This window comes from Haloarcula sp. CBA1127 (assembly GCF_001485575.1).
In the GTDB taxonomy this organism is placed as follows: Archaea; Halobacteriota; Halobacteria; order Halobacteriales; family Haloarculaceae; genus Haloarcula.
The window spans coordinates 2,838,537-2,856,040 of the sequence record NZ_BCNB01000006.1 but is presented as its reverse complement, the minus strand read 5'-3'; the positions used below and the strand labels follow the sequence as shown (position 1 = coordinate 2,856,040).

At 63.3% G+C, this 17,504-nt stretch carries 23 protein-coding genes and 2 tRNA genes; 8 read left to right on the top strand and 17 right to left on the bottom strand.

Annotation, left to right across the window (positions count from 1 at the left end):
• Positions 1 to 51: 51 nt before the first annotated feature.
• Positions 52 to 783: a GNAT family N-acetyltransferase gene (locus AV059_RS18860; protein WP_058997003.1), complete on the top strand. Its 732-nt coding sequence runs from the start codon at positions 52 to 54 to the stop codon at positions 781 to 783.
• Here the strand turns inward: AV059_RS18860 and AV059_RS18855 are convergent.
• From AV059_RS18855 to tmcA, 5 genes are all read right to left on the bottom strand, one after another.
• Positions 780 to 1,754, bottom strand: coding sequence for an LLM class flavin-dependent oxidoreductase (locus tag AV059_RS18855; RefSeq protein ID WP_058997001.1), 975 nt, complete (start codon positions 1,752 to 1,754; stop codon positions 780 to 782). The two genes, AV059_RS18860 and AV059_RS18855, sit on opposite strands and share 4 nt — an antisense overlap.
• 75 nt (positions 1,755 to 1,829) lie before the next feature.
• Positions 1,830 to 3,431: a class I adenylate-forming enzyme family protein gene (locus AV059_RS18850; RefSeq protein ID WP_058996999.1), complete on the bottom strand. Its 1,602-nt coding sequence runs from the start codon at positions 3,429 to 3,431 to the stop codon at positions 1,830 to 1,832.
• A gap of 123 nt (positions 3,432 to 3,554) precedes the next feature.
• Positions 3,555 to 3,719 (bottom strand): hypothetical protein, encoded by a 165-nt coding sequence (locus AV059_RS22540; RefSeq protein WP_195156678.1) that lies wholly within the window; start codon positions 3,717 to 3,719, stop codon positions 3,555 to 3,557.
• Positions 3,716 to 4,213, bottom strand: a complete 498-nt coding sequence (locus AV059_RS18845) for a DUF456 domain-containing protein (RefSeq protein WP_058996996.1) — start codon at positions 4,211 to 4,213, stop codon at positions 3,716 to 3,718. The genes AV059_RS22540 and AV059_RS18845 overlap by 4 nt, the downstream gene beginning before the upstream one ends.
• Positions 4,210 to 6,537 (bottom strand): tRNA(Met) cytidine acetyltransferase TmcA, encoded by a 2,328-nt coding sequence (tmcA, locus tag AV059_RS18840; RefSeq protein ID WP_195156677.1) that lies wholly within the window; start codon positions 6,535 to 6,537, stop codon positions 4,210 to 4,212. The genes AV059_RS18845 and tmcA overlap by 4 nt, the downstream gene beginning before the upstream one ends.
• Between tmcA and AV059_RS18835 the strand changes: the two genes are divergently transcribed.
• The 6 genes from AV059_RS18835 to AV059_RS18810 all read left to right on the top strand — a co-directional run bounded on the left by AV059_RS18835 (position 6,536) and on the right by AV059_RS18810 (position 9,510).
• On the top strand, positions 6,536 to 7,549 hold the full coding sequence (locus AV059_RS18835) for a nitronate monooxygenase family protein (RefSeq protein WP_058996992.1): 1,014 nt from the start codon (positions 6,536 to 6,538) through the stop codon (positions 7,547 to 7,549). The genes tmcA and AV059_RS18835 overlap by 2 nt on opposite strands.
• Before the next feature lie 213 nt (positions 7,550 to 7,762).
• Positions 7,763 to 8,125 carry a 50S ribosomal protein L7Ae gene (gene rpl7ae / locus AV059_RS18830; protein ID WP_058996990.1) on the top strand — a complete coding sequence of 121 codons (363 nt, stop codon included), beginning with the start codon at positions 7,763 to 7,765 and terminating at the stop codon, positions 8,123 to 8,125.
• Positions 8,126 to 8,136: 11 nt separating this feature from the next.
• Positions 8,137 to 8,364, top strand: coding sequence for a 30S ribosomal protein S28e (locus tag AV059_RS18825; protein WP_004516764.1), 228 nt, complete (start codon positions 8,137 to 8,139; stop codon positions 8,362 to 8,364).
• Between the two features lie 2 nt (positions 8,365 to 8,366).
• Positions 8,367 to 8,723 (top strand): 50S ribosomal protein L24e, encoded by a 357-nt coding sequence (locus tag AV059_RS18820; protein ID WP_058996989.1) that lies wholly within the window; start codon positions 8,367 to 8,369, stop codon positions 8,721 to 8,723.
• Entirely contained in the window at positions 8,723 to 9,187 is a 465-nt protein-coding gene (ndk, locus tag AV059_RS18815; protein ID WP_058996987.1) for a nucleoside-diphosphate kinase, read from the top strand. The genes AV059_RS18820 and ndk overlap by 1 nt, the downstream gene beginning before the upstream one ends.
• Positions 9,188 to 9,252: 65 nt before the next feature.
• Positions 9,253 to 9,510 carry a glutaredoxin family protein gene (locus AV059_RS18810; RefSeq protein WP_058996985.1) on the top strand — a complete coding sequence of 86 codons (258 nt, stop codon included), beginning with the start codon at positions 9,253 to 9,255 and terminating at the stop codon, positions 9,508 to 9,510.
• On the opposite strand, the gene AV059_RS18805 is transcribed toward AV059_RS18810, so the two are convergent.
• The 11 genes from AV059_RS18805 to AV059_RS18755 all read right to left on the bottom strand — a co-directional run bounded on the left by AV059_RS18805 (position 9,483) and on the right by AV059_RS18755 (position 16,233).
• On the bottom strand, positions 9,483 to 10,196 hold the full coding sequence (locus AV059_RS18805) for a hypothetical protein (RefSeq protein WP_058996983.1): 714 nt from the start codon (positions 10,194 to 10,196) through the stop codon (positions 9,483 to 9,485). The genes AV059_RS18810 and AV059_RS18805 overlap by 28 nt on opposite strands.
• 48 nt (positions 10,197 to 10,244) lie before the next feature.
• The gene (gene msrB / locus AV059_RS18800) at positions 10,245 to 10,649 is read right to left on the bottom strand and encodes a peptide-methionine (R)-S-oxide reductase MsrB (protein WP_004593495.1); all 405 of its coding nucleotides are present in this window, start codon (positions 10,647 to 10,649) and stop codon (positions 10,245 to 10,247) included.
• Positions 10,650 to 10,684: 35 nt separating this feature from the next.
• Positions 10,685 to 10,758 (bottom strand) — tRNA-Thr (locus AV059_RS18795).
• Between the two features lie 32 nt (positions 10,759 to 10,790).
• Entirely contained in the window at positions 10,791 to 11,258 is a 468-nt protein-coding gene (locus AV059_RS18790; protein ID WP_195156676.1) for an N-acetyltransferase, read from the bottom strand.
• Positions 11,259 to 11,344: 86 nt separating this feature from the next.
• Positions 11,345 to 11,920, bottom strand: a complete 576-nt coding sequence (locus tag AV059_RS18785; RefSeq protein WP_058996981.1) for a CBS domain-containing protein — start codon at positions 11,918 to 11,920, stop codon at positions 11,345 to 11,347.
• Between the two features lie 67 nt (positions 11,921 to 11,987).
• Positions 11,988 to 12,761, bottom strand: coding sequence for a GTP cyclohydrolase III (locus tag AV059_RS18780; RefSeq protein WP_058996979.1), 774 nt, complete (start codon positions 12,759 to 12,761; stop codon positions 11,988 to 11,990).
• A 108-nt stretch (positions 12,762 to 12,869) separates the two neighbouring features.
• Complete coding sequence (locus AV059_RS18775; RefSeq protein WP_058996976.1) at positions 12,870 to 13,208, bottom strand: hypothetical protein; 339 nt, start codon at positions 13,206 to 13,208, stop codon at positions 12,870 to 12,872.
• Between the two features lie 55 nt (positions 13,209 to 13,263).
• The gene (locus AV059_RS18770) at positions 13,264 to 13,563 is read right to left on the bottom strand and encodes a DUF5785 family protein (protein ID WP_058996974.1); all 300 of its coding nucleotides are present in this window, start codon (positions 13,561 to 13,563) and stop codon (positions 13,264 to 13,266) included.
• Positions 13,564 to 13,608: 45 nt separating this feature from the next.
• Positions 13,609 to 14,991, bottom strand: a complete 1,383-nt coding sequence (locus AV059_RS18765) for a PGF-pre-PGF domain-containing protein (protein WP_228841841.1) — start codon at positions 14,989 to 14,991, stop codon at positions 13,609 to 13,611.
• Positions 14,992 to 15,370: 379 nt separating this feature from the next.
• Positions 15,371 to 15,454: transfer RNA gene (locus AV059_RS18760), tRNA-Ser, on the bottom strand.
• A gap of 26 nt (positions 15,455 to 15,480) precedes the next feature.
• Positions 15,481 to 16,233 carry a hypothetical protein gene (locus AV059_RS18755; RefSeq protein ID WP_058996972.1) on the bottom strand — a complete coding sequence of 251 codons (753 nt, stop codon included), beginning with the start codon at positions 16,231 to 16,233 and terminating at the stop codon, positions 15,481 to 15,483.
• Positions 16,234 to 16,333: 100 nt separating this feature from the next.
• On the opposite strand from AV059_RS18755, the gene AV059_RS18750 reads away from it, so the two are divergent.
• Positions 16,334 to 16,876 (top strand): hypothetical protein, encoded by a 543-nt coding sequence (locus AV059_RS18750; RefSeq protein WP_058996970.1) that lies wholly within the window; start codon positions 16,334 to 16,336, stop codon positions 16,874 to 16,876.
• On the opposite strand, the gene AV059_RS18745 is transcribed toward AV059_RS18750, so the two are convergent.
• On the bottom strand, positions 16,877 to 17,503 hold the full coding sequence (locus AV059_RS18745) for a uracil-DNA glycosylase family protein (protein WP_058996968.1): 627 nt from the start codon (positions 17,501 to 17,503) through the stop codon (positions 16,877 to 16,879). It abuts the gene before it with no gap.
• Position 17,504 lies beyond the last annotated feature (1 nt).

Here is a 17,504-nt window from a genome sequence, read left to right as displayed (position 1 = left end):
GTACATGGTTTTTGATAAAGGATTAAGTACTGTGTCGTGGTAGCAGATAACATGGAGCTAACAGAGCCACTGCATTTCGACCACGAGGACCGACGGGACATCTACGAGTACGTCGAATCACACGGGTCTGTCGAACCGAGAGCGGCTCGGTCGGCGCTACAGATGGACCCGCGGCCGTTCGGCCACCACGTCGCGATACTCAAACGCGACGGCGTACTGGAGGAGATTGACGGGCAACTCCGCGTCGCCTACAACGATACCGTCGAAGAAGAGTTCGAGGCCGACGACATCGAGTTCACCATCCGTCAGGCGCGACAGGAGGACCTGACCGGTCTTGTTGGGGCCATCCGGGCCGCAATCGGCGGCGGTGAGTACGTCGACGCGGAGACCGTCGCCGACGTGGTAGACAGCGAGGGTGTGTTACTCCGGCACAACGAACTGGAGTCGCGCATCTTCTTCGTCGCCTGCATCAACGACGACGTGGTCGGGTGGGTCCATCTCAAACATCCGGAAGTCGAGAAGCTCAGCCATACGGCAGAGCTGACGCTGGGCGTCCTTGACCGGTATCGCGGCCACGGTATCGGCTCACAGCTGCTCGCCCGGGGCACTGAGTGGGCGGCGTCGAACGGCTACGAGAAACTGTACAACTCTGTCCCATCGACGAACGAGGATGCGATCGAGTTCCTCGAAGGCCACGGGTGGGACACTGACGCCATCCGCGAGGATCACTACAAGTTCGGCGACGAGTACGCCGACGAGGTGATGATGGAAATCGACCTTTAACTCGGCCCCAGCGTCCGAATCGTCTTCCGAGCCAGCTCCCCGTCGACCTGCTGTGGCACAGTTAGCAGAAGCCGGTCGATGACATCTCTGTCCGCAATCTCATCCCGTTTCTCCCGCGCCTGTTCCGGCGTTCCGGCGATGCCGAGGTCAGCCGTCATTTCGTCAGCGACGAGCTCCGTCGCTTCGCCGCGGTCACCCGCCTGCCAGGCGTCGGCGATGCGTTCCGCCCGGTCTGGATACGTCTCCGCGACAGCACGGCGATACCCCTCGCCGCTGCCGACGTAGTAGGCGATGTGCTGCCGGAGCTCCTCGCTCGCTCGCTCTGAATCCTCGTGGACCACTGCCGGCACGTACGGCGCGACGGTGATGTCGTCCGGGTCGCGGTCAGCATCGTGTGCCGTCTCCGCGATGTAGTCGAACGCCGACTCTAGTTCGGAGAACGGGATCATGTGTGGGAGCCAGCCGTCGGCGAGTCTGGCGACGACGCGCCTGTTCGCCGGCCCGAGCGCGGCGTGGTACACCGGTACGTCACGGTCTAGCGGCGGCACCCCCCTGACCGAGACCGCCTCACCGTCGTAGGTCACCCGCTCGTCGCCCGTCATGAGCTGTTTGATGATATCGATCGTCTCGTGGGCGCGACGGACCGGTCGCTCGAACTCCATGCTGTGCATATTCTCGATGGACCGGGCTGTACTCGTCCCTAGCCCTAGCACTGCCCGCCCGTCCGAGACCCGGTCGAGGGTCGTCGCTGTCATCGCCAGCACGGCTGGTGACCGCGAGAAGACGTTGAGTATCGCGCTGCCGATCTCGATGTCGTCGGTCCGTGTCGCGATATCCGTGAGTTCGACAACGGAGCTAGCGCCCCACAGTTCGTTCAGCCAGACTGAGTCGTAGCCGTGGTCTTCGGCTTCGACGGCTAGGTCGATTGTGCTGTGGTCATCAACGCGTGGCACGACGACTCCTAGATGCATGGTGTGACCGACTGTTGGAAACCTAATAAAGAATCGTGTTAATACCGTCCCAGCGCCTCACAGCTACCGCCGCGCTCACTCCTGGCCGATCATCCGCTCCTGCTCTTGCCAGTACTCTTCGCGGAGTTCGTACTTCTGGATTTTCCCAGTCGCCGTTTCAGGAAGCGAGTCACGGAAGTCGATGCCTGCGGGGATCTTGTAGCTCGCGACGCGTTCTCTGAGGAATTCGAGGATATCCTGTTCAGTCGCGTCGCCGTCGGCCGTCGGGACGACAATTGCCATCGGTGTCTCGCCCCAGTCCTCACTCGGAGCCGGAATGACCGCGGCTTTCAGCACATCGGGGTGGTCGTACAGTTCGTCTTCCAGTTCGATCGAGGAGATGTTCTCGCCGCCAGAGATGATGATGTCCTTCCGGCGGTCCATGATCTGTATCATCCCGTCCTCGTCCCACGCCGCGAGGTCCCCAGTGTGGAAGTACCCCTCGGCGCGGTCGTTGAATGCTTCCTCGGTGATCTCGGGTTTGTTGAGATAGCGGTCCATTACCTGGTTGCCCTGCACCACGACCTCGCCGATCGTCGCCCCGTCGCGTGGCACGTCGGTCCCGTCCTCGTCGACGATTCGGATGTCGGTACACAGCGTCTCTGAGCCCTGCTTGACCTTGAGTTCACGGCCCCGTTCGGCGATGCGCCGCGGGGAGTTGCTGGTCGTGATGATCGGGGCCGTCTCGGTCAGGCCGTAGATGTGGAGGATGCGCCAGCCGAACTCGTCTTCGACGCGCTCGATGGTCGCCGTTGCCGGGGCACTGCCGGCTGTCGCGATTCGCACGTCGCGGTCACCCTGCGTCACGACGTCGCCGTCGTTGGCCCGGTAGTGCTGGATGAGCTTGTTCAGCACCGTCGGCGCACCGCACATGAACGACACGTCGTACTCACGGACCCGGCGGAAGGTATCCGCGGCGTCGAAGGTCCGCTGACAGACGTGCGTCCCGCCGGTTCCGGTGATGGCGTAGGTGTGGCCCCAGCCGTTGCAGTGGAACATCGGGAGCGTCCAGAGGTACGTGTCGTCGTCGCGTATCTCCATGTGCTGATTGAGCACCAGCGAGTGCCAGCTTTCGGTCCGGTGGGTCCTGACCACGCCTTTCGGGTCTCCCGTCGTGCCGGACGTGTAGTTGATGCTGGCGTCGTCGTCCTCGGTCATCTCCGGCCGGTCCGGTTCGACTGTCGGCTGGCCGTCGAGGACATCGCCGTACCCCTCCCAGTCCCCGTCGATACGGTCGGGCTCGTAGCCGATGAACGTCTCCGCAGGGATGTCGTCCCGTACCGGCTGGACCTTCTCCGCGAAGTCGTAGTCGGCGATGACCGTCGCGGCTTCACAGTCGTTCAGAATATACTCGATTTTCGCGGGGTCGAGCCGGTAGTTCAGCGGGACGAACACCGCGCCGAGTTTGTTCGTCGCGTACAGCGTCTCGATGAAGTAGTGTGTGTTCGGCGCGAGGAGGGCCACGCGACTCCCCGTCGAGACGCCCCGGTCCGACAGCGCGTGTGCCAACTGGTTGACCCGCTCGTTTACCTCAGCGTACGTGTACTCGGTGCCGTCATGGGCGACGATACCGGTCACGTCGTCGTAGATGTCCGCTGCACGATCGATGAAGTCGGTGGTGAGCATCTCGCGTTTCATGATAACATGACTCAATTGTCGTATTCAAACCCAATTATTATTATATTTTCTTCGTGAACGTTTGACACCCTCTTAGTTCGGTACCTACGTGTGAATTAAACCGCCAATTCCGACGCCAGCGGCCTACGGCCACCTGTCCTCGTGGCCGTCCATCGGCGCGGGAACGACGCCGTCTTTCTGCGCCCAGACACGGGCGTGGGCCGGACACACGTCTCGGTTCGCGTCCCACGGGATGTGGAGTTCGACCGCGGCCTCGTTTTCGCAGCCGTCCTCCGCACACTGTGTCATAGAAGCGCGACGGCAATCATGGTGACCAGTATCGACGCGGTCAACAAGGCCTGAACGACGCCGGAAGCCAGCATTCCGACGGTGGTTACCAGCGCAGCCTTCGCGCTTCCTCTGGCGTCCTCCTGCCGATAGAACTCGACGACGAACACCGTCCCGGCGACGCCCAGCAGGATGCCGAGCGGGCCGGTGACGAAAAAGAGAACGAGCGCTACGACGCCGGCGAGGGCTGCTGTCCAGTTCGATGCCCCACCGACGCGCGCGGCGACGGCTCCGCCCGCGATATCGACGGCCCACGTCAGCAGTCCGACCAGCGTCAACAGGGCTAGCAAGAGCGTCCCGGGTTCGGTCATGCCGCTGGCGACCCAGTACAGGTACACGCCGGCGAGCGAGACGAGCGCGCCGGGGACCTGCGGTGTGAGGCTGCCGATGACGCCGCCGACCAGCAGGGCGAACGCGAGTACAAACAACAGCGTTTCGAGGCCGAGCAGGCTCATAGGTGTCTGTCGAGTTCCTCCTGTACCCAAGGGTCGCCGTACAGACGCGTCAACCTTTCGACTATTCCGCCGAGCGTGCGCATACACTCACGTTCGGAGACGAACGCCAATTCCTCGGCGACAGCTGACCATGGATGTGCCTGCAAGACCTTTCGGACAAGCAGGCGTTCCTCCCGCGGCGAGAGCGCGGTCCCGTCGGCCGGGTCCGACAGGTGTTGGCGGGTGAGCTGACGGAACGGCTCCGGATTCGTGTCGAGGACCGACGCGCCGCCGGGGACGCCGGCGACCAGTCGCCACTCCCACTCCGAGAGCGATACCGGCCGCTCGCCGTCAGTCGCTCGAAGTACGGCCCGAACCACGTCGGGGCCACAGTCGTCGAGTGGGTCCGACAGCACCGCCGCGATTCGGTCCTGAAACCACTCTCCGTGGCGCGTCGCGAGCGCCGCCCCGTCGTCGGAACAGGGGTCGAGCATCACGACGGAGTACTCGCCGCTCGTCGCGTTCCGCGAGGTTGCGAGGTGCACGGTGTTGTAGCCGTTGTCCGCCCAGAAGCGGACGAGTTCCGGTGTTGCACCGTAGCTGACCCCGAGCCAGTCCATGTGGTTGGCGAACTCCGCCCTGATTTCCGAGAGGAGTTCGGAGCCGAGTCCACCGGACCGGACCGCGGCGTGGGTCGCGATGCGGAGGACTCGCTGGCCGACCGGAACCCCGGCGGCTTCGTCCCGGAGTTGCGTCGACAGCACGTCCGGGAGCATATTCCCGCGGACCCGTCCACCCTCGTACATCGTGGCCCGGGTCGACGCCGAGAGCCCGCCTTCCTGTGCCAGCAACGCCACTGCAACGACGTGGCCTTCGTGGGTCAGCGCCCGGACGGTGAGGTTCGGTGCATCGAGCAGTCGGGCCAGGTCCGAGGGTTCCGTCCGGTAATGGGCCAGCACGAGCAGGCCGAAGACCTCCCGGAGCAGGTGCTCGTCAGCGAGCAGGTCGGCTGCCGAGAGCCGGCGGTACTCCACGGTCTCCGGCGTTGCATCCGCAATTAGCTGGTCGACCGGCGGGCGAGCGTCCAGCAACAGCGCCCGGAACGCCCACACCTCCACGGGGTCGGCGTCCCCGTATCGAATGGGCGTCGTCATCGACACGTCGGTGAGGGCGTGGTCGCTCTCGGAAAGCCGGTCACGGAACCGGACGGAGAATCCTCGTCCCGCGCCCTCGTACCCGTGGACCGTCGTCGTGAAGGCGACCGCCGGGGCGTCGAGGAACTGTTCGAGCCGTCTGACCGACAGGGCTGCGGCCTCGTCGACGACGACCACGTCGGGGTCGTCCGGAAGCAATGCCGCTTCGTCCGGCGGCGCATACCGCACACAGCCCGCCCCTGCAACGCTGAGCCGCTGGGGGTCTGACGAACGGTCGCGCGTGAAGTCGACGCCGAGCGTCTCCAGCAGGTGTTCCGCCCGCGTGAACACCTCGGCGGCGCTCCGGTACTGCGGCGCGGTCACCAGTACGTCCGTGCCCGCCGCGGCAAGGTTTCCGGCTGCCAGGCCGGCGGCGCTTGATTTGCCCCGACCACGGTCCGCTTCGACCACGACCGCCGCACCGTCCTCCCGCAGAGACTCGAACGCCCGCACCGCGTCCCGCTGGTCGTCGGTGAGACACTGGGCGTACGTCTCGGAGCGGAACCACGCGTCGGCGGGCTGAGTCGGGTTCGGAACTGGACGGCTCTGTGGCGGGTCCGTCAGACCGTCCTGCTCGACGGTGCCCGTATCGGTGTCGACGATAGCGACACCTCGGTGTGCTCGCAACGTTTCGACGAAGCGGCGGCGGAAGTGGCCGCTCACGTCCTCGACGCCGAACGGCGGGACTGCGAGCGAGGCGTCGAACCCGTCGCGTTCCTCGGGCCACGTCTCCAGCGGCGGCGTGAGGAGGACGTAGAGGCCGCCGCCGTCGACAGCACCGACGGTCCGCCCGACTGCGTCCGGCCGCAGTTCCTCGTGCGCATCAAGGACGACAGCCGTCCGCGTCCGACCGAGAAGCTCCTCGGCGCGGGACTGCTCGTGGTGTTCACAGTCGAGGAACGGCTCCGGCCCGACGACAGTCGTCTCCGCGCTGGAGATGTCTGCCGCGTCGAGCGCCGCTGCCGCTCGCTCTCGCGTCCGGTCGGGGTCGCCCGCCAGCACGAGCAGCCGGCGCTCGTTCGCACGGCGGGCCTCCGCTCGGAGCGAGCGCGCGATGTCCATACCGGAGGTGGCGGACGCGCCAGTATGGACCTGACGGTCACGGCGCTCCCCAGGTGCGCTTTTTATTGGACCGGACACAGTGGCCGGCATGGCTCCCCTCCAGACCCCGCTCTGTTCCGAGATCGGTATCGACCACCCAGTCGTGCAGGCACCGGTCGGGAGCGTCTCGACGCCGTCCCTGGCCGCGGCGGTCGCTGACGCGGGCGGCCTCGGGATGCTGGCGATGTCGTGGCGCGAGGCCGACGCAATTCGTGACGCGTACACGGACGCTGCAAACGCGACTGACGGCGTGGTCGGCGTCAACGTCGTCCTCGATGAGTCGACGGGCGTGCTCCCACCGTCGGCGTGTCTCGATGCCTGTCTGGACGCGGGCGCGTCGGTCGTCTCTTTCTCCTTCGGCGACGCCGAACCGTACGTCGACCGGGTCCACGAGGTCGGCGGGACGGTGATGGTCACGGTCGCGAGCGCCGCCGAGGCCAGGGCTGCCGTCGACGCCGGGGCCGACGTGGTGGTCGCACAGGGCCGGGAGGCCGGTGGCCACGTCCAGAGCGACGTGACGACTTTCGCGTTGCTCCCGCGGGTGGCCGACGCGGTTCCGGTCCCGGTCGTCGCGGCCGGCGGTCTCGGCGACGGCCGCGGCCTCGCGGCGGCGCTGACGCTTGGAACAGATGGCGGTTGGTTCGGCACTCGGTTCGTGGCGACCGAGGAATCAGGCGCGCACGAGGCATACCGGCAACAAATCGTTGACGCGCCAGAGACGGCGACGCGGTTTACCGACCTGTTCGACCGGGGCTGGCCGGACCAGCCACACCGAGTCCTCGAAACCGACGAGGTCCGACAGCAGGCAGGACATGACTTAGATGAAATCGACGACGCCAGCGACCCCGAACAAATTGCACAGATGCCCGACGGCGAGCCGATTAGTCGGTTTGCTGATATGCCCCCGCTTACGGGGATGACTGGCAATGTCGAAGCCCTCCCACACTACGCCGGCCAGAGCGCCGGCCTCGCACAGGACGTACGGCCCGCCGGTGAGGTGGTGGCCCGTCTCGTCTCGGACGCGCGGGCCGCGCTGGCCGATGCGTCGGCGGCCGCGGAATAGGCAGACCCCCCGACAGCACCCGTGTGGCGGGCTGGCACGGGATTTCGGCTTCGAAAGCGCTTTTAGGGCCGGTAGCACAGAATGGGGTACAGCCTGCGCCGAGTTGATGATGCTCCCAGCCTTTTCAGGATACACACCATCACGGTGTGACGGGCCTCGCGGCCCGGACATGGCGGGGGAGCCTGAGCTCGCGCGCAGGAGGTGAACATACAAATGCCAGTATACGTAGATTTCGACGTTCCCGCGGACCTCGAAGACGACGCCCTTGAGGCGCTCGAGGTTGCCCGGGACACAGGCGCAGTAAAGAAGGGTACAAACGAGACGACCAAGTCCATCGAGCGCGGCTCCGCTGAGCTCGTCTTCGTCGCTGAAGATGTCCAGCCCGAGGAAATCGTCATGCACATTCCGGAGCTTGCCGACGAGAAGGGCGTTTCCTTCATCTTCGTCGAGCAGCAGGACGACCTCGGTCACGCCGCCGGGCTCGAAGTCGGCTCGGCCGCCGCAGCCGTCACCGACGCCGGTGAGGCTGACGCCGATGTCGAGGACATCGCCGACAAGGTCGAGGAGCTTCGGTGAGGTGACCTCGGATGAGCGCTGAGGAATCCGAAAGCAGCGGTTCCACGCCCGCCGAGGTTATCGAAGTCGTGGGCCGGACGGGGATGCACGGCGAGGCCATGCAGGTCAAGTGCCGCATCCGCGAAGGCGAGAACCAGGGGCGCATCATCACGCGCAACGTTCTCGGCCCGGTCCGCGAAGGTGACGTGCTTCAGCTCCGCGAGACGGCTCGCGAAGCCGACACCATCGGAGGGCAGTAACCATGCCCCGGACACGCGAATGTGACTACTGCGGCACGGACATCGAACCCGGCACGGGCACGATGTTCGTCCACAAGGACGGCGCGACGACGCACTTCTGTTCCTCGAAGTGCGAGAACAACGCCGACCTGGGCCGCGAGGCCCGCAACCTCGAATGGACCGACACCGCCCGCGGTGACGCCGGTGAGGTCGAGGACGAGGTTGAGGACGAAGATGAAGAAGTGGAAGCGGACGCTGACGAGGCAGACGCCGAAGAGGTTGAGGACGAGGCTGCCGAAGCAGACGCTGAAGAAGCTGATGCCGACGCCGACGAGGCCGAAGACGACGCTGACGAGGAAGCTGAGGAGGCTGAGGCCTGATGTCCGAACACGAGCGCACGTTCGTGATGGTCAAGCCTGACGGCGTCCAGCGCGGCCTCATCGGGGACATCGTCTCCCGCTTCGAGGACCGCGGCCTGAAGATGGTCGGTGGCAAGTTCATGCAAATCGATCAAGAGCTCGCCGAGGAGCACTACGGCGAGCACGAGGACAAGCCATTCTTTGACGGGCTCGTCGACTTCATCACCTCTGGGCCCGTGTTCGCGATGGTCTGGGAAGGTCAGGACGCGACCCGGCAGGTCCGCACCATGATGGGCGAGACGGACCCCGCCGAATCGGCTCCCGGCACCATCCGTGGTGACTACGGGCTCGACCTCGGTCGGAACGTCATCCACGGCTCCGACCACGAGGACAAGGGCGCAAACGAGCGCGAAATCGAGCTGTTCTTCGACGACGACGAACTCGTCGACTGGGACCAGATCGACTCGTCTTGGCTGTACGAGTAACGCCAGGTCGACCGCCGCGTTTTTTCGAGCACAACCACCTTGAGGACGGCGTCCGTATCGCCAGTATGAGCCTGACGCTCTACCAGCTCGACGGCTGTCCGTATTGTGAGAAGGTCGCGGACCGACTGGACGACCTCGGAATCGAGTACGACAGCGTCTGGGTCGAGGCGCTACACTCGAAACGCGACGAGGTGAAGCGGGTTTCCGGTCAGCGAGGGGTCCCGGTTCTGGTTGATGAGGACCGCGGTGTCACGATGGCTGAGTCCGACCGCATCCTCGAGCTTATCGAGACGACTTACGCGCCTGAAGCCCAGTCGGCGTAGAGATAGCGAGCGGCCGCGCCGAGGCTCGCAAACACCAGCGGGAGGAAAAACAGCAGAATGAGCAGCCATAGCACCGCAGGCGCGGCCTGTCCCTCACCGCCGCCATCGAACATGACCGTCCGGACGAACACGAAGCTCCCAGCGAATCCCGTTGCGACATAGCCGAAGCCGATGCCGGTTCCGACGAGCGCCGCTTCCTCGAGCAGGCTGTCCGACCGGGCATCGCCGCGATAGCGCTCGAACAGCGCGCCGACGACGAGTAGCGAGACAATCGGAATCAGGAAATAGACTATCGGCGGGATGCTCGCTCCCTGTGCGCCGTACAGGACGTTCCGGGCGGCAGAGCCGTACACTTCCGCGTCCGATGCCGTCACCAGCGTCGGCACGTGGTGGGCGTTGTATAGTATGAACCCGTACTGGACCAGCCGGTCCGACAGTTCTGGCAGGTCGACCGACGACGGGCCGACGAGAAACAGCAGGGCGACGAGCAGATACTCGACAGCCAGCGTCCCGGCTGCGACGCCGGCCGCGCGGAGCCACGGAAACGTTCGGAGGCTTTCGGCTAGCAGGTGACTCTCCGGCTGTGGCTGTTCGGCGGTCGCAGTCGGTGGTTCGTCGACCAGCGACTCGTCGACCGATGCTCCGGCCCCGTCGTCGCCCGCCTCGTCGGTCCCATGTTCAGTCACGTCTAGCCGTATCAACTTCAATGACGAAAAAAAGGGTTCCGGTGGTCGCTACTCTGACTCGAAGTCAAGCGCCGCGCCGTTGATGCAGTACCGCTTCCCGCTCGGCTCCGGTCCGTCGTCGAACACGTGGCCCAGATGACCGCCACACTCGGCACAGACGACTTCCGTTCGCTCCATCCCGTGGCTGTTGTCCGCCCGTGTTTCGACGTTGCCTTCCTGATACACGTCCCAGAAGCTCGGCCAGCCGGTTTCTGATTCGAATTTCCTGTCGCTATCGAACAGTTCCGTCCCACAGCCGGCACAGGTGAACACGCCCTCGTCTTCTACGTCAATGAGGTCGCTGCTGAACCGCGGCTCTGTTCCGGACTCGCGGAGGATTCGGTACTCTTCGTCGGAGAGTATTTCGCGCCACTCTTCGTCGTTGTCCGGGAGTTCTTCTTCGGATTCACTCATGCTCTGCCGTACGCCCTCCAGCGGTAAAAGCGTAAAGCCAGGGGTGGGATTTGAACCCACGAACTCTCGATTACAAGTCGAGTGCTTGGACCACCCAAGCTCCCCTGGCACGGTTGCATACCTGCGTTGTGTGGGGACCGTTTAGAGAGTATCGTTTTCGGTCGGCTTTTCGAGCTCGATCCGGTGTGGTGCGTAGCCGTGTGCGCGGTAGAACTGTCGGGCGGACTCGTTGTCTGCCATCGCTTCCAGCGCAAGGATATCTGCACCGGCCTGGTGGAGTAGCTCTTCCCCCGTAGCGAGCAGTTCGCTACCGATTCCCTGGTTCCTGTGGACCGGTTCAACGAAGATATTCTCGATGATGCCCCGCGTCTCGTCTTGTTCGTACCGGCCGCTGTCGATGGTCACCATGACGAACCCGACGACGTGCCGGTCTATGCGAGCGAGACAGACGTTCTCGGCGACAATGCGCTGTACGACCGTCTCTCGGACCGCGGTTCGGTTCCGGTCCCCGAACAGATGTGACCCGTGGGCACGCTGGCTCTCCGCCAATTGGACCCACAGGTCGACGATGGTGTCCACGTCATCCATCGAGGCGGTGGCGATTTCCACGGTGTTATTCCGTGTTGTACGGTCAAAACAGTTCGGCTACGCCGCAGTATCCGTCTGTTGCGGTGAGAGAAATCGGCTGAAGTGGCTCAGACATCCCGGCAGTCCGCACAGAGGAGTTGCCCGTTGAACGAGGCGAGATTCCGCGTAAACGTGCTACAGGCGGAACAGATGCCCTGACTGTCGAACGAATCCTCGGCGGCGGACTGCATTCCGTCGGTGGTGGCTTCCTGACCGGTCGTCGCAACTGTCGAGGTCTGTTCGACGACCTCTGTCGACTCGCTCTCTAATCTCGCAGTCGAGAGGATATCGTGCTCGGTCAGTGTCCCGAGCGGCTCTCCGTCAGCCGTTACCAGAAGGAACTCGGCGGAGCGTGTCGCCATCCGGTCCCGTGCCGCCGGGAGTCCAGCATCGGGACCGATTGTCGGAATGGATTCACGCATCACGTCACCGACAGTGGCAGTCTCCGGGTCGCCACCGTCGACGATGTATCCCAGCACGTCTCTGTCCGTCGCGACGCCGACTGGTTCGTTCCCCCGTAATACGAGAATCGGGTGCTGATCCTCCCGTATCAGTAGCTCCGTCGTTTCAAGGAGGTCATCGGACTCGCTTGCGCCGACGTACTCTCTGTTCATAACCTCCCGCACAGTGACCTCACCGTTCATGTGCCTAAGTACCACACGACCGGTCTAAAAGATACCTCCACTACGTTTATATCGCGTGGTTCACAACTTACTCGGTTGTCTCGGTTTCGATGGTGACGGCCTCACCGGTCGCCCGACAGGTCTCTAATGCGTGCTTGGCGTCCATCCCGGCCGTAGCTGCCGTCCGCCCGCGTCCGACACCGACTTTCAGCTCCACGTCGACTTCTTCGCGAACGTGGTTGATTGCGTCGTGGTAGTCCGCTTCGTCCAGGTCCGGACAGACCGCGATGACGTTGTCGCCGCCGACGAAAAACGACAGCGAGTCGTGGGCCTCGCGCATGTACTTCATGAGGGCTGCGTAGCCCTGTTCGATCTGGATGAACGTGTCGAACTCGTTGAGTTGGTCGGTGTACTTCTCGGTGGCGTCGTCGACATCGAAATGCGCGAGCTGTACGTCTGTGGGCTTCCGGAACTCCTCGTCGATCGTCTGTCCGCGTAACACTTCACGCCGGCCCTTGTCCTGTGCGCTACCGGCCTCCTGTAGCTGCTCCGTCGCCGTTCCCAGCGCCGAGACAGGTGTCGTTCCCGTCGCGACAGAGAGGCTCATCGTCACCGGGTAACGATTGCCGACGGATTCCTGAATGAGTGCGTGTGCTGCCTCGTCCAATCCGTTCGTTACGGCGATCATGTTGTCGAACCGCGAGAAGAAGATGTAGCCGTCGCGGTTCCCGACCAACTGTGCGAGGTCAGCGTACAGCCGGGACTGGAGCGTCTGTAGGTCGACTTCACGGCGGGGCTCAGGCGTCACAGTCCACGGCCCGTAGTTATCAATCTGTATATGGGTGATCTGGGTGTTGGTCACTGTCCATCGTTCGTTTAGAAGCAACGGGTATTGCTCTGTCGAAATTAACCGGCAGAGCGGACTGAAGGCCGGTCCGACCGGTGTCGGATCCCAGACATGGGAGCCGATTCAACGGGGGTCAGTCGGCACCGCGTCGGGGCGCTGTATCTCGACGGTTCCGATCATCGAATCGTACGCGACGACGTCCGTTGCCGTTAGTTTCGGGAGGTGCTCGGTGAACAGTTCCTCGGTGAGCTCGTCCCTCGCAGTGTCCGGGACCGCTGCTGGCTCGATGTCACGCTCGACCGCGAGAACCGCTGCCGCGAGGTCTGACACGACTACTGGCTCATTGCGGTCAGCCAGTATCGAGAGCGCGCGCCGACGAGTGTCGTTCGACAACAGGTCAGCAACAACCTCCTCGGGAAGCCCGTGTCCGGTGCGGTCACCGTTTGAAGATGTCGTCGCCATACGCGACGCTACACCGGCCTCCCACAAGTATGTGTCGTGCCCACACACTACACAGTTAGGCCTGTTCGAGTCTGTACGGCCACCAGTCCGCCTCGCGTAGCGCGCGCCCAAGCGATTTGTGGAAGTCCGGGAAGTCCTCGAACTCCTCTTGATCGACATAGTCGAAGATGTCCGCCACGCTGACGACCGTCTCGTAATCGATCCGAACCGGGTGGTCTCCGTACTGTTCGACGTACTCCTCGGCGGTCAGCGGGAAGTCTTCGTCCTCGTTGACTTTCTTCGCCAGCACAGCGTGGCCGTACTTGCGCCGGCCCTCGCTTCCTTCCTCGCCGTCCGGATCGTGTGGCCAATCCATACGCGAGTCTCTGGACACTGGCACAAAAAGGGTTTCTCTCCCCGCCTACAGTTCGAAGCCGCTGTCGTTCCGGCTGCCACCCCGTCGGAGGAGCGCGATGACGACACCGAACAACAGCAACGCACCGAGGAGTCCGCCGATGACCAGCATCGTGCTGATACCCATGACTGTCGCCGGAAGCGGTCCGAGTCCGCTGTCACCGTCAACTGCGGGTTCGGTCTGGACCGCTGGCTCCGTTCCCGTCGGTTCCGTTTCTGGTTCAGCGCCGCCGTTTCCATCGGTCTGGACCTGGCTCTCGGTTACCTGAATCTCGCCGGCGTTGACATCGTTGAAGCCGATCTGGAACGTCCCTGGCGTCGTCACGACCGTCGACAGAGTCACTGTCTGTTCGGTGTCGGCCGGCACAGTCACCGCTGTTTGGTTGACGACCTCGTCGTCTACCCGCATCTGTGCGTCGTACGTGCCTTCGATACTGCCGTCGTTGGAGACCGTCGCTTCAACGACGACCCGTTGCCCCTCAGGGGCCTGCTCGCTGACGACTGATGTTCGCGTGATGCTGAATGCAGGCTCGATCTTCCCAATCGCGTAGGCCGATGCGCCCGCCGTGTCCGCCTCGTAGACGACTTGATCGGACCGCTCCTCAACAACGCTCGTCTCAGCGGCTTGCCACGATCCGTTCACACGGTGATACACGCGGACCGCCGAAGCATCGATGCCGGCCGACTGGAGGTTCGAGCGGTTCAACACGAACTGCATCGACGACGGCTGAACCCCTGCTGACGAGCCAACGGTAACCATACCGAACACCGATGCATCGTCGTTATCGGGTACTGTGATATCTGCGTCCGTGGGGTCTGTATACTCGGTTACGTTCTGTGTGAACGACCGCTGGGATGCGTTTACGGTCCACGTCTGGACAGCGAACGTCCGGTTCATCGCACCCGGCATCTCGACTTCGTATGGCTTCGCCGTTGGCACTGCGCCGCCACGGACCTCGGTTTGTCGGCTGGTCGCATCCTGTCGTCTCGTCATTGCAGTCGCCTTCTTGACTTGAAGGCGCCCAGCCGACCGCTCTGGACCTTTAACCGTAATCTGATATGTCCCAGGCGTGTTAAACGTTAGCGCCCGTGTCCGCTTGGCCGATGACCCGGAATCGACGGCCACCCGCTCAGTCGCTTTCGTCGTTCCGTTCGCCACATACTCAACGCTCATCGCACCCCCGGAGCTCCCAGTGTTCTTGACCGTCGCGGTGACGTTTACCGATTCACCGGCCAGTATCGTGTCTACTTCTTTCGATGCGCCGGATACGAACAGTCGTGGTGCAGCAGCAACAGGACCTGCCACCGTCGCTGCGAGGAGGAGGGCAACGACACAGACCGCGATGAGGCTCGGAAGATGCTGCTTTGGGGGCCTCTCTTCACGTACCATTACTCAAATATAATCCAGACCATCGACATAAAACCGCCCGATTGCCTCGATTCGGTAAACGGTCCCTACGAGTCAGAAGGCAGCGGATTCTGTAGCTTCCCGTTGCAGCGTCTGTTACTCGCACAGTCTGCTGCTACGGGTTTCGGTTTAATCCAGACAAGACGGTCGCACTCACTATGTTCGTGCGCTGCGACTTGCAGGGCTCAAATCGCCAGTGTGTACCGATGGCTCCTCGCGTATTCGCTCGGAGCAATACGGTGGGACTGGGATTTGAACCGAGCCGAGACGGTCCTGCTCACGTCGTTGCGCGGGCTGCGACTCGTCGGCTTCAAATCCCAGCTGGCGTAGTTGCCACTTACGGTTTGTTCGTGGCAAAATACGGTGGGACTGGGATTTGAACCCAGGAATCCGTGAGGATACCTGCTTTCAAGGCAGGCGCAATAGGCCGCTCTGCCATCCCACCGCAGTCAAGCATATTCGGTGGGCCTTCTAAGACCTGTCGGTCTCTCGGACCACGCTCGGCTCCCCGTCCTCGTCGACAACACGGACTCCGAGGTCATCGAGGAACGCTGTCGTCCGTTGCGGTACGACCCGACCAGCCCGGTTCCGGGCCCGGAGCAGCGGCACGATGGTTTCGAGATCCGCTCGGGTTTCGAGGACGGCTGACGGCGGGAGAAAGTCCACGTCGAGGCCGGCATCCGCAGCACGCTCGCCGATCGTTTCGACCGTTGGGGTGGCGTAGCTGTCCTCGAAATCAATCGGCTCGCCGAAGCCGGCGTAGTAGACGCGGCCGCCCGCAGCGGGGCCAAGAACCACGCCGCTAGACCGGAGTTTCATCGCCGCGCTGTCGATGAGTTGCCGGTTCAACAGTGCTGCTGTCGGTTTGACGGCGGCGACAGTTGCGACATCTTCTTCATCAAGGAGGTGCGTCACTGTGTTCCCGACCCGACCGGCGAACGTCGAACCGACCTGAACCTCGAATCGGGCGTTACCCGGTGATTCAAGAGCTTCTGTCACTGGCTCCCGCACCGCAGCTTCGGGGTCGACGTCGTCCGGGACCTGTTCCGAGGGACGGTAGTTCACCAACAACTCGGCACCGCTGATCTCCACCGCACGACAAACGTCAAGCAGCATGGCTTCGTATAGCTCGGCGGCCTCGGCGTCGTCTACAATGCCGCCCGCCAGCTCCTGTAACACGAACCCTTCGACTGGCGGGTCAGCCAGCACAGTTACCGTAGTCATACTGTCTTCTCGGCCCGACTGTGATTAGTCGCTTGTGTTCCGACGCAGCTACAGAACAATTATAAGATGTGAGCAGTATTTGATATCTAAGAGAAACTATATGGAGGAATCCCAGACCTACAGATGCGATGGATGTGGGTCGGAGTATCGGGTTCTCGGGGAACCACAACCCAAGATTGTGTGCCGCGACTGCGAACGCGAAGCCACGCTGTCCGGGACCGCAGCGGCACAGCGGGCGTACCATGTCGGCTACATGCGGTATCGTGAGGCACGCCGCCAGCTATCCGATGCGCTGGCGACCGTCGAAGACGAGGAGATGGCGCTCGCTCGTGGGGGGTTCGACAGTGCCGCGTCGGACTTCGAGGAAAGCGTCGAGGAGTTCACGACGGCTGTTCGCGAAGCGGACGACGACTCGCTGGCTGAGTTGTCGGAACGGGCGCGTAAGAAAGCGACCTGCCTCTGGCAGGCCGCCGAGTGGCTCAGCGGCATGACTTACGCCAGCGAACAGGGTGAATCGACACAGGCGAGCCAGTACCGCCACGACGCCGAAAACCGGTTACAGGCAGCAACTGAGTACGGGACAGTGTCGAGCCCGGAAGAGTTGCTCCAGACCACTGACACCGAAGTCCAGTCCGATACCTGACTACCGCCCGCGTCGGCCCTTCGTTTGCCGGTAGTCCTGTCCGAGCGTCTCGCTGAAGTGTTCCAGAAAGGCCGTCCGCTGTTCGTCGGTCTGTTCGCTCGGCGGAATCATCGGAAGAATCTCGAACCCGCGGCCGCGGATCGTCGTCGCGTGACGGTCCTCGATGTCGAGTTCGTCCTCGCTCATCGTCGTGTACTCGAAGGCTAGCTCTTCGAGCGGCCGTTGACCGACCGGCAGCAATATCTCGGGGTTGATCATCCGTATCTCGCTGTTGAGATACGGCTCACAGTTGACGACCTCCTCGTCAGTCGCCTCCCTGTCGGGATGGCGACAGCGGGTGACGTAGGTCAGGAAGGTGTTCTGTAACTGCGGTCTGTCGGCGTCCGGGTCCGTGCACATATCGACCGCGGCGAGGATGTCGAGCAGTTCGCGCTCGCTCTCCCCGGTGAAGGGGAGACCGGACTCATCGGCGCCGACTGCGGGTGAGTCGCCGAGGACGATGAACTCGGCACCCACGTCGCCGTAGCCGTGGACGACGTTCTCGCGCGTCTCACACAGCGCGGGGCAGTTCTGGCACTCCTCGTCCATCCCGAACGGGTTCGATTTGGACTCCTGTTGTGCGTCCATC